Below are 15,818 nucleotides of genomic sequence, written 5' to 3'. Positions count from 1 at the left end.
GCCCAGACGGGTCATGGGCCCGGTGTACGTACGGTGGCGGACGGTGACACCCCTCTCATGGTCCGGCGCTTCATGTTCAGCGCGTCGAGCGCTTCATGGTTCAGCGCCTCAGGGAGTGTTCGAGAGCCGGTTCAGCCACTCGGTCATCAGGGCCGCCTCGGTGGTGCTGAGCACCGAACTCGGTGACCGGTGCAGCAGGGCACCCAACCGGGCCGCCGCCGAGGCCACTTGTGTCCGGTCCGCACTGTCCGCACCGTCGGATTCGTCCGGGGAGTCGTCGGCGGAGGCGGTGCCGGGGCCGGTGCCCTCCGGGGCCAGGACCGCCGCGTGCACGGCGTCACGTACGCGGCGCGATGTACTCGGGTCGGTGAAGGTCGAGGGGCGGGAGACGAGCATGAGGGCCACACCGACATTGGCCGACATGACGACCTGCGCGGCCAGTTCGGGGGTGAGACGCAGTCCGCCCCGGGCCGCCGCCCGTCCCAGGTCCCGTTCGAGGATCCGGTGGGACTCCAGAGCCGCGCCCGGCGGGGTACGCATCGCGGGGGAGTTCATCAGCCGGTACCGGTTGGGGTTCCGCAGGGCGAAGTCCACATGGCTGTCCCAGCCGTCGCGCAGATCCTCCACGGGGTCCGCGCGGGGACTGTGGTGCTTCTTCGTCGCGAGGTAGGTGTCGAAGCCCTGGTCCACGACGGCCGACAGCAGCCCCTCCTTGTCCCCGAAGTTCCGGTAGAGCGCCGGCGCTCCCACCCCGGCGGCCTCACACACGGCCCGTACGGAGACATCACCGTTCGCCGACCGCGCCACCAGATCGGCGGCCACCTCCAGGATCCGCTCCCGCGTACTCACGGGAGCGACCAGCCGGCGGTGTGGGGGGTGAGGAGGTCCTCCAGGCCTATGCGGGTGAGGAATTCGGCGCGGATACGGTCGGCGACCTCGCTCACTTCCTCGGAGCCGTCGTTCGCGGGGTCCACATGGACCCGGAAGGGCCGGCTGCCGTGCGGGGTGTCGACGACCTCGACGATGGCGTCCGCCACCTGGGACACATCGGCGCCGGGCGGGGCGAGTGCGGCCAGACGCCGGGAGACCTGGTCCATCAGACCCGCGTAGCGCGCCTCGTACGCGGGCATCACGGTCTGCTCGGAGGGATGTCCGCCGGTGGTGAAGTGGTTGGTGCCCGAGGTGAAGGAGCCCGGCACGATGATGGAGGTCTCGATGTTGAAGCGGGCCAGCTCCGCGGCGTAGGAGACGGCCAGCGAGTCCATCGCGGCCTTGGCGGCGAAGTACGGGGCGAGATAGGGCGGGGTGCCGCCGCGGGTGGACGTGGAGCCGATCCACAGGACCAGTCCGTGCCGCTGGGCGCGGAGATGGGGCAGTGCGGACCGGTTGACGCGCTGGGTGCCCAGCACGTTCGTGTCGTAGACGGCGGCCAGTTCCTCCGGGGTGAAGGCCTCGGTGGGGCCGGTCACCATATGGCCGGCGTTGTGGATCACCACATCGAGCGAACCGGCCTCGGCCAGAACGGTGTTGACGGCCGCGTCGGCGGACTCCTGGGAGAGCACGTCGAGTTCCACCGTACGCAGGTCCACCTGGTGCTCGGACGCGTAGGACTTGGCCTCGGCGACACGGCCGGCGTTGCGTCCGGTGGTGGCGCGCATCGCGGCGTAGACGGTATGCCCCGCCTCGGCCAGGGCGCGCGCGGCCAGCGCTCCGAAACCGGAACCGGCACCCGTGATCACGATGGTCTTGCCCATGACAGAACTCCTCGGTCGGTGAGGGAAGGGGTGGTGGAGGGGGGTGAGGGGTGGCGAGAGGCGTGGGAAAAGCGGCGGTGAGAGGGGTGGCGAGAGGGGTGGCGAGAGGAACGGCGGCGGGCCGGCGGCGGCCGGGCTTGTCAGACGATGCCGCCGTTGGCACGCAGGACCTGTCCGTTGACCCAGCGAGCCGGACCGGCGAGAAAGGCGACGACCTCGGCCATGTCCTGCGGGGTGCCCAGGCGCTCCAGGGGCGCCTGACCGGCCATCCTCGCGATGGTCTGCTCGTCCTTGCCGTCCAGGAACAGGGCGGTGGCGGTCGGTCCCGGGGCGACGGCGTTGACGGTGATGTCCCGTCCTCGCAGCTCACGGGCGAGGATCAGGGTCATGGCCTCGACCGCGCCCTTGGTGGCGGCGTAGGCGCTGTAGCCGGGGAGGGCCAGCGACACCACGGAGCTGGAGAAGTTGATGATCGCCCCGCCGGCGCGCAGCCTGCGGGCCGCCTGCTGGTCGACGACGAACGTCCCCCGGATGTTGGTGCGGTGCATACGGTCCAGGGCGTCCAGGTCCGTCTCGACCAGCGGTGCCAGTGTCATGACTCCCGCCGCGTGCACGACCACGTCGACCCCGCCGTACGTGGCCTCCGCGGCGTCGAAGAGGGCCGAGACGGCCTTCTCGTCGGCCACGTCGGCGCGGAAGGCCATCGCCTGTCCGCCGGCCGCCGTGATGGCCGCGACCGCCGCTTCGGCCTCTGTGCTGTTGCCCGCGTAGTTGATGACGACGGCGAGTCCGTCGGCGGCCAGCCGCTCGGCGCTCTCCCGGCCGATCCCGCGGGACCCTCCGGTGATGATCGCCACCCGCGCCGCGCGGTCCGAGGAAATGGTCTGCTCAGTCATGATGCTGCTCCCTGTCTCGATCTCTCGACTTGTGTCGACTTGTGTCGACTTGTCTCGACCGGGTAGCGATGTTCGCGACCCGACGAGAGCAACGTTAACACCTTGATGTTAGGAGTGCTACCCCTGTGTGTTAGCGACGTTACGGTCGTTGTGGTCGGGGAAGGCTGATGTCGTATTCCTGCCAGCTCCGGGGTCTTCCGTGGCGGATGCTTGAAGCCATGTACACCGATAGCGAGCGCTGTGTGCGGGCCGTGAGGTCCAAGGACGCGCGCTTCGACGGCTGGTTCTTCACGGCAGTGCTGACCACCCGGATCTACTGCCGGCCGAGCTGTCCGGCCGTGCCGCCCAAGGCCGAGAACATGACGTTCTATCCGAGCGCCGCCGCCTGTCAGCAGGCCGGCTTCCGGGCCTGCAAGCGGTGCAGGCCCGACACCAGCCCCGGCTCGCCGGAGTGGAACGCCCGCGCCGACACCGTCGCCCGCGCCATGCGGCTCATCCAGGACGGAGTCGTCGACCGGGAGGGCGTGCCCGGTCTGGCCGGGCGGCTGGGCTACTCCGCCCGCCAGATCGAGCGGCAGCTCCTCGCGGAGCTGGGCGCGGGACCCCTCGCGCTGGCCCGCGCGCAGCGGGCGCAGACCGCGCGTGTGCTCATCGAGACGACCGCGTTGCCGATGGCCGAGGTCGCCTTCGCGGCGGGTTTCGCCTCCATCCGGGCCTTCAACGACACCGTTCGCGAGGTCTTCGCGCTCGCGCCGAGTGAACTGCGTACGCGCGCTTCACGCACCTCCCGCACCTCGCCTGCTCCACGCACCTCAGGTGTCACGGGCGGCACACGGGCGCGGGACACGCGCGCGCCGGAACACTCCGCCGTCCCCGGGGCGATCTCGCTGCGGCTGCCGTTCCGTACACCCCTCAACCCCGACAATCTCTTCGGGCACCTCGTCGCGACCGCTGTTCCCGGCGTCGAGGAGTGGCGCGACGGCGCCTACCGGCGCACGCTCTCCCTGCCGTACGGGCACGGCATCGTCGCCCTCTCGCCGCGCCCCGACCACATCGCCTGCCGGCTCTCCCTCACCGACCCGCGCGATCTCACCCTCGCCATCAGCAGCTGCCGCCGGATGCTGGACCTGGACGCCGATCCGGTCGCCGTCGACGAGCAGCTACGCACCGATCCGCTGCTGGCCCCGCTGGTCGACAAGGCGCCGGGGCGGCGGGTGCCCCGTACCGTCGACGCGGCGGAGTTCGCCGTACGGGCCGTGCTCGGCCAGCAGGTCTCCACCGCCGCCGCGCGGACACACGCGGCCCGGCTGGTCAGCGCGCACGGGGTGCCGGTCGACGATCCCGAGGGCGGGCTGACCCATCTCTTCCCCGCCCCCGAGGCGCTGGCCGGGCTCGACCCGGAGGCGCTGGCCCTGCCGCGCACCCGGCGCACCACCCTCATCACCTTGATCGCGGCGCTCGCCGACGGCTCGCTCCGGCTCGGCACCGACAGCGACTGGGAACAGGCACGGGAGCGGCTCATCGCCCTGCCCGGTTTCGGGCCATGGACCGTCGAGGCGATCGCGATGCGCGCGCTCGGTGATCCCGACGCGTTCCTGCCGACCGATCTCGGCGTACGCAGGGCCGCCGAGAGGCTCGGCCTGCCGTCCACCCCCGGCGCGCTCACGAAGCGCGCCGCGGCCTGGCGACCGTGGCGCGCGTACGCCGTGCAGTACCTCTGGGCGACCGACGACCACGCCATCAACCGCCTTCCCGTATAAGTCTGTTCAGCGTCCAGCGTTCAGCGTTCAGAGCCCCAGCAAGCGTTCAGAGCCCCAGCAAGGAAGTTCCCTCATGGCCGGACAGCGCCACACCGTGCACACCGTGATCGACAGCCCCTACGGACCACTCACACTCGTCGCGGCCGACGACGTCCTGAAGGGTCTCTATATGGTCGGGCAGCGCCATCGCCCGCCGGAGGAGAGATTCGGCGCCCCGGACCCCCGGCCCTTCACCGAGGTGGTGCGCCAGCTCGACGCGTACTTCGCGGGAGAGCTGACGGACTTTGATCTGCCGCTGCGGCTCGACGGCACCCCGTTCCAGCGCAGTGTCTGGGAGCAGCTCCAGAGGATTCCGTACGGCGAGACGCGTTCGTACGGCGAACTGGCCGAGAACCTCGGCAAGCCGGGCGCCTCACGTGCGGTGGGACTGGCCAACGGCAAGAACCCGATCGGCATCATCGTGCCCTGCCACCGGGTGATCGGTTCCACCGGCGGACTCACTGGCTACGGCGGCGGGCTCGACCGTAAGCAGCGGCTGCTGGTCTTCGAGGGCGCGGCGGCCGACGCCCCGGCCACCGCCACGCTCTTCTGACCTCGGACGAGACCGGCGTATCAGTCCTTGCGGTATCTCGTCAGCAACGCGGGCAGCGCCGTACCGATCGGCTCGCGGATGATCTCGTCCGCGCGGTCGTCGTACGGCGTCGGCTCCGCGTTCACCACGATGAGCCGTGCCCCGTGGTCGGCGGCGATCCCCGCCAGCGAGGCGGCCGGCTGTACCTGGAGGGTCGTACCGACCGCGATGAACACCTCGCACGCCTTGGAGATCGCCATCGCCTGGGCCAGCACCTCCGGGTCGAGCCGCTCGCCGAACATCACCGTCGCCGACTTGAGGATCCCGCCGCACGCCGGACAGCGCGGGTCCTCCTCGCCCGCCGCGACCCGGCCCAGCGCCTCCGTCATCGAGGACCGGAGGTGACACCCGGTGCAGATGATCTCCCGTGCGGTGCCGTGCAGTTCGAGCACCTTGCGGGCGGGCATCCCGGCGAGCTGGTGCAGTCCGTCGACATTCTGGGTGATCACCCGGACCGCCGTCCCCGACCGGTCCAGCTCGGCCACCGCGCGATGGGCGGCATTGGGTTCGGCACGCAGCGTGGGACTGTCACCGCGCATCCGCCAGGACCGGCGCCTGATCTCCGGGTCCGTCATGTACAGGTCGTATGTGACCAGCTTCTCGGCCCCGGGATCGCGTCGCCACAGGCCGTTCGGACCGCGGTAGTCGGGGATGCCGGAGTCCGTGGAGATACCGGCGCCGCTGAGGAGCGCGACGAGAGTCATGGTGCGAGCGTACGCAGCGGGGGCGACGGACGGCCAACCGTTTGCGGCCCCGAGATCTCTGATGTGCCCGGCGCCGGGGGCGAGCCCGCCGACAGGGGCGCTCCGGCCGGTGAGAAGGGCGTCGGGGTACGGCCCGTCCAGCGGTGCAGTACGGCGCGGCCGGTCTGCCGTGTGACACCGTCCACCTCGACCGTGCCGCTCTCGGCGAGATAGAAGCGGCCGTCGTCGAGCGAGACCAGTCCGTACTGTCCCGTCGACTCCCAGCCGTACACACCGGACGGCGCGTCGTGCAGCCCGCGGGGGAGGAGCGACAGCAGCAGGCCCTGCTCGGGGCGGTCCTGGCCGCGGACGGTGCCCAAGACGGGGGCCTTCGAGCCGTCGAGTACGAAGAGGGAGTAGTCGGGGAACCCCGGCTTCGTGCCCTTGTACACGGCCAGCAGCCAATTGCCGCTGTGCTCGTCGTACTCCAGGTTCTGTACGCCGTAGGTGGTGTTGCCGGTGTACGCGAAGTACTTGCCGTCGGGCGCGGCCGGGCCGCTGGTGTGCGGAGCGTCCTCGGTGAGCGGCCGCTCGTACTCCTTCCACCCCTGGACGTCGTACTGGAGCAGCACCTGGTGATCGTTGTCCTGGCGGCCGGTGTTGGCGTAGACCCCGTACGCGACCGTCAGCCTGACACCGCCCCCGCCGTCGAAGGCGGGGCCGAACGCGACACCGTCGATACCACTGCATCCGTACCGGTGGTCGGGGGTGGTGGCGGTGTCGCCGTCGAAGACGCCGTCGCCGTTCAGATCGGCCGTGTAGTCCTTCACGACCTCCTGGAGATGGACGGTGGAGACCACACCGCTGGACTGGGCGTCCATGTTCATACGGGTGATGCGGTCGCCGTCGAACACGGCGATGTAGAACGCCTTGGCCGCCTTGTATTCGAGGGAGCCGTAGATCCGGCCGTCCCGCGCGTCGAAGTCCAGATCACCGAGATGACCGGTGAGTCCGGTGACGGAGCCGAGGGGTCTGCCGTTCAGATCCGTCTTCACCAGCAGGCTGGTGAAGGAGAAGTACATATGGCCTTTGGCGCGGTCGATGGCCATGCCCTGGAGATGACCCGACTGCCAGGCGCCGCCGTCGACGGCCGTGGGCAGCGGGGAGAGCCGGTCCACGGGCAGACCGGCCGCGCCCACGGAACGATTCCGCGTCCCCTGGCCCCCGCCCTGCGCCTGGCTCTGTTCCTGTGCGACGACACCGCCCGTGCCGACGACGACGGTCGACACGACGAATACGGATGTGACCAGGGCCGCCAGTCGGTCGTGGGTCCGGCTTCGCATCAGTCCTCCGGGTGCGTGGGACACAGGAAGGATTCCGCTCGGGAGTACACGGCGGACGAACGAGGGATGAACGCGGGGCATGGTCGCCGATGCTACGTCAGTTGTATTGGGGACGGGCGCGGTTGGGGTTCAGCACCGTGAACGCCACCAAGGTCCGTGGGTGATTCTCAGCCGTTGCCGGTCAGGGCGATCGGCATCACCAAGGTCGTGAAGCTGCCCTGGTCGGCGGAGCGCACCAGCACCGGCCGGGTCGCGGTGGAGATCTCCAGCAGGACGTCGGGGCCGACGCCCGCCTCCAGGGCCGGGGCCAGTACGGCGGGGTCGAAGCCGATACGCAGGGGTACGGTGCCCAGGACCGTGGCCCGGAGAACGGTGGTACGGGAACCGTCGGGCAGCGAGATCGCGGCCTCGTCCCGCTCGCCGAGCCGCAGGGCGACACCCGGCGCGTCCTCGAACCCGTGGAGAGCCGCGAGAAGGGCCGACCGGTCCACGATCACCCGGTGCCGGGCCGGGGGCAGATCCGACAGCATCTCGCGGTACGCGGGGAACCGGCCGTCGAACAGGGCGAGTTCACGGGCCCCGGCCCCGGCCCCGGCCCCGGACCAGGCCCCGGATCCGGACCCCGCCCCGGACAAGGCCCCGGACCCCGCCCAAGACCCAGGCCCGGCCTCAGACCAGGCCCCGGATCCGGTGGCGGACCCGTCCGTACCGTGCACCCGGGCGCCGAAGGGTCCGGCTTCGACGGTCACCTCCGGGTGGCGGGTGGCCCATGCTCCGACCGCGATCAGCTCGGCCGCCTCCACCAGCAGCCGGCGCGACGGCCCCGCCATCGCCGCCGGACCCAGGACGCGCAGGGACAGCCGGTAGCGGTCGGTGGCCACGAGCCGGACCTCCGTGTCCTCCATCTCCATGAGGACACAGCCGAGGACCGGGTGTTCCTCGTCCCGGCCCACGGCCGGGACGACCTGCCGTACGGCACTGGCCAGCTCCGCGCCGTCGAGCCGTACCTCCGTGACGCGGAACCTGTCCTCGGCGGAGTCGGCGGACTTGGCCGGCTCGACGGGCCCGGTCGACCCAATCGCCCCTGCCGACGCGGTCGACACGGTCGACGCGGTCGATCCGGCGAAGGAGAGGGACCGCAGGATCTCCGCGATCGTGGCGTCGGCGGTCCGGGTCCGGTCCCGTACGGTCTCCCGGTGCCGCTCCAGTACGGTACGGGCCTCGTCGGCGGGACCGTCCAGTACGACGCCGGCGTCGGCCAGTGGCAGACCGGCCATCCGCAGACTCCGCAGCAGCCGGGCCCGCGCCTCCTGGTCGGTGCTGTAGTAGCGGTAGCCGGTCGCGCCGTCCACCCGCGTGGGCCGGAGCACACGGCAGTCGTCGTAGAAGCGCAGCGCGCTCGGCGCGAGTCCGACGCGCCGTGCGAACGCGCTGATGCTCAGCAGTTCCGCCGGCGCCGGGGAGTCCGGAAGCGCCGGGGACCCGGGAAACTCCGGTGTGTGGTCCGTGGTCTCGTCCATGGCGGCGATTGTCGACGTTCAGCCAACGTGAAGGTCAACTCCGGGCGAGGAGAGCGCTCCAGCGTTCCCCGACCGGCGGCGGACACATCGCTACGGCCGGCGGCCGTTCTCCAGCTCCACCGTGCCCGCGCCGGATTCCACCACGTCGAGTGCCGCCCGTACCCGCAGCCCGAGCGAACCCAGCAGATACGACGGGATCTCCTCGCGGTCGAGCAGCCGCCACGACACCAGCTCCTCCTCCTGGAGGCGGATGGACGCGAGCTGCCGCTCGTCCAGCACCCCGCCGTCGTAGAGATAGACCGCGATCGGCGGGCGGGCCTTGCCCGGCACCCAGTCGACCGCCAGCAGCCGTCCGGGCTCGATGTCCAGCCCGATCTCTTCGAGCGTCTCCCGCCGGGCGCCCGAGCGCGGGGTCTCGCCGTCGTCGGACTCGACCGTTCCGCCGGGGAGCGCCCAGCCCTCCCGGTAGTTGGGCTCGACGATCAGTACGCGGCCCCCGCCGTCCCTGAACAGCATGGCGGCGCCGGCGAGGACTCGGGGGAGACCTGCGATGTACGCGGCGTATTCGGCATCGGTATCCGTCACACGGGAAGCCTAGGGCTTGTCGTCAAGGTGGCACCGTCCGTCCGTGGGAAGGAGCCGGTGACAGCGGGCATGGGCAGACGGACGGCGGGCGGATAGGGTCGAAGCGGCGCGACTGCCTGTTCGAGAGCAGAGGATGCAAAGTGACGGACGGAGCGGTAACCGAGGTCGCCCGCGTACTGATCGCGGCGGACAAGTTCAAGGGCTCGCTCACGGCGGTGCAGGTCGCGGAGCGGGTGACGGCCGGGCTGCACCGGGTCGCTCCCGAGGTGACGGTCGAGACCCTGCCCGTCGCGGACGGCGGCGACGGCACGGTCGCGGCAGCCGTCGCGGCCGGTTTCGAACGGCGCGAGGTACGGGTCACAGGGCCGCTCGGCGACGAGCTGACCGCCGCCTACGCCCTGCGGGACGGCATGGCCGTCGTCGAGATGGCGGAGGCCTCCGGCCTCCAGCGTCTTCCGGCGGGGGTGTTCGCGCCCCTGACGGCGACGACCCACGGATCCGGCGAACTGCTGCGCGCCGCGCTCGACGCGGGCGCCCGGAGCATCGTCTTCGGAGTCGGCGGCAGTGCCACCACCGACGGCGGCGCGGGGATGCTCGCCGCGCTCGGCGCGCGCTTCCTGGACGCGGCCGGCCGGCCGATCGGGCCGGGCGGCGGCGGCCTGCGGGACCTCGCCACCGCCGATCTCTCCGGTCTGGACGGCCGTCTCGGCGCGACGGAGATCGTCCTCGCCAGCGATGTGGACAATCCACTGACCGGGCCCAAGGGCGCCCCCGCCGTCTACGGCCCCCAGAAGGGCGCGAGCCCCGAGGACGTGGTCACGCTCGACGCGGCACTCGCCCACTACGCCACGGTCCTGGAGACGGCCATCGGCTCCCGAGCCGCCGATCTCGCGCTCTCGCCGGGCGCGGGCGCGGCGGGCGGAATCGGCTACGGCGCGCTGGTCGGCCTCGGCGCGGGCTTCCGCCCCGGCATCGAGGTGATGCTCGACGTACTGGGCTTCGCCTCCGCCCTGTCCCGGGCGACCCTGGTCATCACCGGTGAGGGCTCGCTGGACGAGCAGACACTCCACGGCAAGGCCCCCGCGGGTGTCGCGGCGGCGGCCCGCGCGCGGAACATCGAGGTCATAGCGGTCTGCGGCCGACTGGCCCTCCCGCCGGAGGCCTTGGGCCGCGCGGGGATCCGGCGCGCGTACGCCCTCACCGAGCTGGAGCCGGACCCCGCGGTCTGTATGGCGGAGGCGGGACCGCTGCTGGAACGCCTGGCGGCGGACATCGCCCGGGATTTCCTGGTCTGACCCGGGCACCCCGATCGGCGTCCACCAAGGGCCGGGGAAAGGGGCGGGGGAAACGGGCAGGGGGACAGGGCTGTCCCCCTTGTCCCGCCCGCCTCCCACGTGCGTCCTCTCCCGCCCTCAGGTGTGTCCTCTCCGGCCGTCGCGCGTGTCCGGACCCGCCCCCGCCCGTACGGCACGTATGACTAGAGGACTGCTGACCACAGGCCTGCGCGCCGAGCGAAGGAGCACTCTCCCATGGCTTACCGCCTGAAGACGATCAAACGTAAGGAACATCTGGCCTTCGTCGGAGCCAGACCCTCGATCAGTCCCATGCAGGTTCCCTCGTGGGGGGACGTGAAGCCGGACTGGCGGGCGGAGAGCCTCGGGTGGTTCGACGAGCGGGGGGACATCATCGGCGCGGGGCTCGTCCTCTACCGGCCCGTACCGAAGATCAAGCGGTATCTCGCCTATCTGCCCGAGGGCCCCGCCATCGACTGGTTCGCCCCCGACCTGGCCCGGTGGCTCCAGCCGATGCTGGCCCACCTCAAGTCCCGGGGCGCGTTCTCGGTGAAGATGGGGCCGCCCGTCGTCGCCCGTCGCTGGACGGCGGACGTGGTCAAGGCGGCCGTCGTGGACCCGGAGGTCCGTCGGCTGCGGGACGTCGAGCCCACCATGACCGACCCGCGCGCGCTCGCGGTCAGCGACCGGCTCCACCGTATGGGCTGGCGGCGCAACGACGACGGCGCCGACGACGGCTTCAGCGCCGGACAGCCCCGGTACGTCTTCCAGGTGCCCTTCGCGGGAAGGTCGTTGGACGAGATCCAGCGCGGCTTCAACCAGCAGTGGCGGCGCAACGTCAAGAAGGCCGAGAAGGCCGGGGTGAAGGTCGAGCGGGGCGGCTACGAGGATCTGCCAGCCTTCTACGAGCTGTACCGGGAGACCGCGGAGCGCGACCAGTTCCTGCCGCGCCCGCTGACCTACTTCCAGGGCATGTGGACCGCGCTGACCAGCGAGAACCCCGACCGGATGCGGCTCTATCTCGCCCATCACGACGGTGAGGTCCTGTCCGCGGCCACGATGCTCACCGTCGGCGACCACGTCTGGTACTCGTACGGTGCCTCCACCGCCCGCAGACGTGAGGTGCAGCCGAACAACGCCGTCCAGTGGCGGATGATGTGCGACGCCCATGAACTCGGCGCCAGTGTGTACGACCTGCGAGGCATCACCGACACCCTGGACGAGAGCAACCATCTCCTCGGTCTGCTCCGTTTCAAGGCGGGCACCGGCGGTGAGGCCGCCGAGTATCTGGGCGAGTGGGACTATCCGCTCAACAAACTGCTGCACAAGGCACTCGACCTCTATATGGCCAGGCGCTGAACCGGACACCGAGCCGGACGGCGAGCCGGACACCGAATCAGGCGCTGGACCAGGCGCTGAACCAGAAGCTGGACGGCAGTGTGACGAAGGACCCTGGAGTCGGGGCCGTGCGGATACGGGACGCGCGCCCCGACGAGGCGCGGGCACTGAGCGGCCTTGTGCTGCGCTCGAAGGCCCACTGGGGTTACGACGAAGCCTTTATGGCCGCCTGCCGCAAGGAACTCACGATCTCGGCGGCGGACATGGCGGCCCGTCGGATGATGGTCGCGGAGGACGAGAAGTCCGGCGCCGCCCTCGGTGTCGCCTCGCTGGAGGGGAAGGCCCCCGACGGCACGCTCGGACTGCTCTTCGTCGAACCGCGCGCCTTCGGCCGGGGCATCGGCCGCACCCTGTACGCCCATGTCCTGGACGCCGCCCGGGACGAGGGCATCGAGCGGCTGACGATCGACTCCGATCCGCACGCGGTCGGTTTCTACCGGGCGCTGGGCGCGCGGCCCGTCCCCGGCGGCGCGGAGCCGCTGTCCCGGCTCCGGGTGGACGTACCCCCGCGCGCGAGCTGGGCGCGGGCATGGACGGGCGGTCGGCGCACCGTACAGCTCGGCAATGTCGCCGAGTTCCAGGCGCAGTTCATGTCCTCCTCCGGATCGCCGGAGGCCGTCCGCCGGCCTGAGGTCTCCCGCCGGCCCGAGGTCTCCCGCCGGGCGAGCGCCCACTACTCCTGTCTGGCCGCGCTGGGCAGCCCGTACCCCGCCGCGGTGGTCCTGCCCGGCACCGTCCCCGAGGGCTGGCTGGAGCTGCTGTCCCGCCAACTCGCCTGGGAATCGGTGGAGTTGTACGACGGTCTCGGCACCGGCCCGGCGGGACTCACTCCCGAGATCCTGGACCGCCCGGCCCTCGTACGCCATCTGCGCGGCCTCGGGCTGCCCTTCGTCCCGTGGGGCCGCACCGGTGCGACGGGCGAGCTGTCCGGGGAGCCGCTCCCGCCCGGGGCGCTGCGATACGAGTCCAAGCGCGCGGCCAGTGTCCTCTTCCACCAGCTCGCCGCCGCGCATCCCGGGATCGTCGTGCCGGACCAGTGGCCGGTGGCCACGCGCCGTGCGGCGGCCCGGCTGATCCTGGCACGGGCCCGTTCCGGCGAGCGCAGTGTGGTCAAGACCGAGCACGGGGTGGGCGGTTCCGGGACCCATGTGGTCACCTCCGTATGGCGTCTGCTGCCCGTACTGCGCGCACTGCCCCAGGGGCCGCTGCTCGTCGAGGAGTTCCTGAGCGCCGGCCCGGACTGCCCGGACGCCACCCCGCGCGATCTCACCTACGACGGTCTCGTGGACACGGCGGGCGAGGTGCACGATGTCGGCGCCGCGCGGATGGATGTGGCGGGTACGGCGTACCAGGGAGCGACCGTCGGTCCCGGCGCCGTCACGGACGGGGCGGCGGCCGTCGCTCTGCGCTTCGGGCACGATGTCGGTCTGCGGCTCGCCGCGAGCGGCTACCGGGGCTGGTACGACGTCGACTTCGTGACCGCCCCGGCCGACCGGCCGGCACCGTCCCGGTCCGCCCCGGCGGACAGGCTCGCGCCGCCCAGGCCCGCAGCGCCCCGGCTCGCACCGACCGAGATCAATCTGCGGCTGACCGGTCCCTCGGTCGCCTTCGTCGTGAAGGCACGGCTGGACGAGACCCGGGGCGGCGACCATCTCGTACGCTCGCTGGACCGGATCCCGCTCGGCGCCCGGCTCCCGGACGGCGAACTCATCACATGGCTCACCGGACTGACGGCCGACTGCGCGAGGACCGGGGCGGTGCTGGTGCCCTCGATCCCCACGGCGGCCTTCGACCCCGCACCCTTTCTCGGGGTCCTGCTCGCCGCCCGTACGGCGGAACGTCTCGACGCGGCCGAGGCACTGGTCCGAACGGCGGGCGCGGACCTCGGCCGGCTGTTCACTCCTGGCCACCGGCCTCCGGCTACTCGCTCCGCCGGGCCGGCGGTGAGCCGATGACCGCCCAGACCACCACGATCCCCGCCGCGATCATCAGCGGCACATTGAACGTGTAGACGAGCGCGGCCTGTCGCGGCCAGTCCTGTTTGGCGGCCAGCCGGTAGAGATTGTCCTGCGGCCACCAGGCCACCAGCAGCCAGACGATCGCGAGATGGGCCGCGGTGGTCAGACCGCGCGGGCCGCCCCGCCGCAGCATCGGTTTCCGTCCGGCCACCAGGAATCCGGCACCGGCCGCGAAGGAGACCACCTCGAAGGCGTAGAGGACGCCGAACAGTCCGTTCCACGGACTCGGCACGCCGGTCAGATCGGTGGAGCCGGGCCAGAAGGTGTTGGTGAGGGCGACGGCCAGGATGCCCGCGACGACCGGCACCGCACAGCCGCCGACGGCCGCCGCCCTCTCCTCCCCGGTCATCCCGCCCTTGCCCGCGTGGCGCACGGCTCCGGGTACCGGTGGCAGCGGCAGCGCCGCGCGGTCCACCTTCCCGGCCGCGTTCCTCGGGAGCGAGGCGACCCGTACGACCGTTCCGGGGATATCGGCGGCCGGCACCAGACCGGTCAGCCGCGCCCGCAGGGACGCGGCGTCCGGCGCGGCGCCAGGCGAGGCATTCGATGTGGCGAGTGTCGTGCCTGACGGGGTGTCGGGGCCCGGTGCCACATAGGCGATCAGTCGGCCGCCGGTACGCCCGCGGTCCCCGGTGAGGACGACCTCCCGGAGGTCCGGGTGCCCGGCCAGCGCCGACTCCACCCGGTAGGTGTCGACCGTCCTCCCGCCGATCTCGACCCGGTCGGCGGTCCGGCCGCGGAACTCCAGCGGCCCTCCGCCGTGCTGCCGCCCCGCGTCGCCGGTGGGGACCGCGTCGCCGCCGTCCGGAGGAGTGAGCCAGATCCGCCCCTTGCGCAACTCCACCGCGCAGCCGGGGAACGGACGGCCGAGATACGCGGCGCGCTCCGGGTGTTCGACGGGCCCCGGCAACTGCTCGGGCTCGAACCAGGTACCGCATCCGACGACCTCCGCCGGACCGTACACACTCAGCACCCGGGCCCCCGGAGCCGGCAGCAGCCCCTGGAGCCGTAGCTGTTCGTCGAGCCGCAGCGGTTCGCCGCCCACCGCCAGCAGCCGCAGGGCGGGCAGTGCCCGCTCCGCCAGCCGGGCCGCGGCCGTCGGGTCCACCTCCGCGACGGTGACACTCTCCGACTCGGCCGCCCGTTCCGACAGCACCAGCGTTCCGCCCGAGCACAGGGCGCGTATCCAGCCGCCGGTGAACTCGGTGGTCTCGGAGCCCGCCGTCACCAGCAGCCGGTCGTGCGCCGTCAGCGCGTAGACCTCGGCCCAGGCGGCGTACGCGGCGAGCCATCGGCCGTGCCCGGAGACAACAGCCCTCCGCTCACCCGTGGTGCCCGCCGTGAAGAGGACGGTGGCCCGATCGCTCCCTGCCCCGCCCTCCGCGGGCGCCGCGTCGGAGTGGGCGGCGATCGCCTCCCCGTCGCCGTCCAGACAGATCTCCGTACGGCGGCGGCCGTCATCGATCCGCGCCAGCAGCCTCCGATGGGTGATGACGACCTCCGCCCGGGTGAGCCCGAGCAGCCGGCGCGTCTCCTCGCGCGCGGTCCCCGGCGCGACAACGGCGTACGCGTACCCCGACTTGAGCGCGGCCAGCATCGCCACCAGGGCGTCGAGCGGGCGCTCCGTACAGATCGCCACGGTGGCACCGGACTCCGGCACCCCGGCCCGCGCGATGAGATACGCCGCCAGCCGGTTGGCCGAGCCGTCCAGCTCCTGATAGGTCGGCCGCGCGCTCTCGGTGATCACGGCGGTCCGGTCGGGTGCCTGCCGGACCTGATCTTCGAACAACTGATGTATGAATCCCCCGGTCATGGCCGACGATCATTCCAGAGCCGGGCGACCGCCGACAGGCCATCGGAGCGAGCCGGGACAGGACCGTGACAACGCACGAGAGCCCGGGTGCGCCATGCACCCGGGCCCTCACGGTCACGCCGTAC

13 protein-coding genes are annotated in these 15,818 nt (G+C 71.9%); 5 read left to right on the top strand and 8 right to left on the bottom strand.

Annotated features, from left to right (window positions below; genetic code table 11):
• Positions 1 to 108 precede the first annotated feature (108 nt).
• From OG214_RS08255 to OG214_RS08245, 3 genes are all read right to left on the bottom strand, one after another.
• A complete protein-coding gene (locus tag OG214_RS08255; RefSeq protein WP_405984353.1) occupies positions 109 to 849 on the bottom strand; it encodes a TetR/AcrR family transcriptional regulator in 741 nt (246 codons plus the stop codon).
• Positions 846 to 1,754, bottom strand: a complete 909-nt coding sequence (locus OG214_RS08250; protein ID WP_405984352.1) for an SDR family NAD(P)-dependent oxidoreductase — start codon at positions 1,752 to 1,754, stop codon at positions 846 to 848. The genes OG214_RS08255 and OG214_RS08250 overlap by 4 nt, the downstream gene beginning before the upstream one ends.
• A gap of 140 nt (positions 1,755 to 1,894) precedes the next feature.
• Complete coding sequence (locus tag OG214_RS08245) at positions 1,895 to 2,650, bottom strand: SDR family oxidoreductase (protein WP_363080764.1); 756 nt, start codon at positions 2,648 to 2,650, stop codon at positions 1,895 to 1,897.
• Between the two features lie 218 nt (positions 2,651 to 2,868).
• Between OG214_RS08245 and OG214_RS08240 the strand changes: the two genes are divergently transcribed.
• A complete protein-coding gene (locus OG214_RS08240; protein WP_405984351.1) occupies positions 2,869 to 4,410 on the top strand; it encodes an AlkA N-terminal domain-containing protein in 1,542 nt (513 codons plus the stop codon).
• A 73-nt stretch (positions 4,411 to 4,483) separates the two neighbouring features.
• Positions 4,484 to 5,002, top strand: coding sequence for a methylated-DNA--[protein]-cysteine S-methyltransferase (locus OG214_RS08235; RefSeq protein WP_363080762.1), 519 nt, complete (start codon positions 4,484 to 4,486; stop codon positions 5,000 to 5,002).
• Positions 5,003 to 5,022: 20 nt separating this feature from the next.
• Here the strand turns inward: OG214_RS08235 and OG214_RS08230 are convergent, their stop codons facing one another.
• The 4 genes from OG214_RS08230 to OG214_RS08215 all read right to left on the bottom strand — a co-directional run bounded on the left by OG214_RS08230 (position 5,023) and on the right by OG214_RS08215 (position 9,172).
• Complete coding sequence (locus OG214_RS08230; protein WP_363080761.1) at positions 5,023 to 5,745, bottom strand: Sir2 family NAD-dependent protein deacetylase; 723 nt, start codon at positions 5,743 to 5,745, stop codon at positions 5,023 to 5,025.
• A complete protein-coding gene (locus OG214_RS08225; protein ID WP_405984350.1) occupies positions 5,742 to 7,067 on the bottom strand; it encodes a hypothetical protein in 1,326 nt (441 codons plus the stop codon). The genes OG214_RS08230 and OG214_RS08225 overlap by 4 nt, the downstream gene beginning before the upstream one ends.
• Before the next feature lie 167 nt (positions 7,068 to 7,234).
• A complete protein-coding gene (locus OG214_RS08220) occupies positions 7,235 to 8,587 on the bottom strand; it encodes a MerR family transcriptional regulator (protein WP_405984349.1) in 1,353 nt (450 codons plus the stop codon).
• Between the two features lie 90 nt (positions 8,588 to 8,677).
• Positions 8,678 to 9,172, bottom strand: a complete 495-nt coding sequence (locus OG214_RS08215) for an NUDIX domain-containing protein (RefSeq protein ID WP_405984348.1) — start codon at positions 9,170 to 9,172, stop codon at positions 8,678 to 8,680.
• A 140-nt stretch (positions 9,173 to 9,312) separates the two neighbouring features.
• Here OG214_RS08215 and OG214_RS08210 point away from each other — a divergent pair, with 140 nt between their 5' ends.
• The 3 genes from OG214_RS08210 to OG214_RS08200 all read left to right on the top strand — a co-directional run bounded on the left by OG214_RS08210 (position 9,313) and on the right by OG214_RS08200 (position 13,817).
• Entirely contained in the window at positions 9,313 to 10,467 is a 1,155-nt protein-coding gene (locus OG214_RS08210; RefSeq protein WP_363080757.1) for a glycerate kinase, read from the top strand.
• A 234-nt stretch (positions 10,468 to 10,701) separates the two neighbouring features.
• Entirely contained in the window at positions 10,702 to 11,823 is a 1,122-nt protein-coding gene (locus OG214_RS08205; RefSeq protein ID WP_363080756.1) for a peptidoglycan bridge formation glycyltransferase FemA/FemB family protein, read from the top strand.
• A gap of 80 nt (positions 11,824 to 11,903) precedes the next feature.
• Positions 11,904 to 13,817: a GNAT family N-acetyltransferase gene (locus OG214_RS08200; protein ID WP_405984347.1), complete on the top strand. Its 1,914-nt coding sequence runs from the start codon at positions 11,904 to 11,906 to the stop codon at positions 13,815 to 13,817.
• Here the strand turns inward: OG214_RS08200 and OG214_RS08195 are convergent.
• Complete coding sequence (locus OG214_RS08195) at positions 13,783 to 15,693, bottom strand: AMP-binding protein (protein ID WP_405984346.1); 1,911 nt, start codon at positions 15,691 to 15,693, stop codon at positions 13,783 to 13,785. The two genes, OG214_RS08200 and OG214_RS08195, sit on opposite strands and share 35 nt — an antisense overlap.
• Between the last annotated feature and the right edge of the window lie 125 nt (positions 15,694 to 15,818).

Origin of the sequence: Streptomyces sp. NBC_00872 (assembly GCF_045161915.1) — a bacterium.
In the GTDB taxonomy this organism is placed as follows: Bacteria; Actinomycetota; Actinomycetes; order Streptomycetales; family Streptomycetaceae; genus Streptomyces.
Note: the sequence above shows the minus strand (reverse complement) of the source record. Positions and strands in the feature narration are given on the sequence as shown.

Excerpts from the sequence above, each read along its gene's own strand:
- OG214_RS08250 (WP_405984352.1), bottom strand. The coding sequence starts at position 1,754 with ATGGGCAAGACCATCGTGATCACGGGTGCCGGTTCCGGTTTCGGAGCG.
- OG214_RS08245 (WP_363080764.1), bottom strand. The coding sequence starts at position 2,650 with ATGACTGAGCAGACCATTTCCTCGGACCGCGCGGCGCGGGTGGCGATC.
- OG214_RS08240 (WP_405984351.1), top strand. The coding sequence starts at position 2,869 with ATGTACACCGATAGCGAGCGCTGTGTGCGGGCCGTGAGGTCCAAGGAC.
- OG214_RS08235 (WP_363080762.1), top strand. The coding sequence starts at position 4,484 with ATGGCCGGACAGCGCCACACCGTGCACACCGTGATCGACAGCCCCTAC.
- OG214_RS08230 (WP_363080761.1), bottom strand. The coding sequence starts at position 5,745 with ATGACTCTCGTCGCGCTCCTCAGCGGCGCCGGTATCTCCACGGACTCC.
- OG214_RS08225 (WP_405984350.1), bottom strand. The coding sequence starts at position 7,067 with ATGCGAAGCCGGACCCACGACCGACTGGCGGCCCTGGTCACATCCGTA.
- OG214_RS08220 (WP_405984349.1), bottom strand. The coding sequence starts at position 8,587 with ATGGACGAGACCACGGACCACACACCGGAGTTTCCCGGGTCCCCGGCG.
- OG214_RS08205 (WP_363080756.1), top strand. The coding sequence starts at position 10,702 with ATGGCTTACCGCCTGAAGACGATCAAACGTAAGGAACATCTGGCCTTC.
- OG214_RS08195 (WP_405984346.1), bottom strand. The coding sequence starts at position 15,693 with ATGACCGGGGGATTCATACATCAGTTGTTCGAAGATCAGGTCCGGCAG.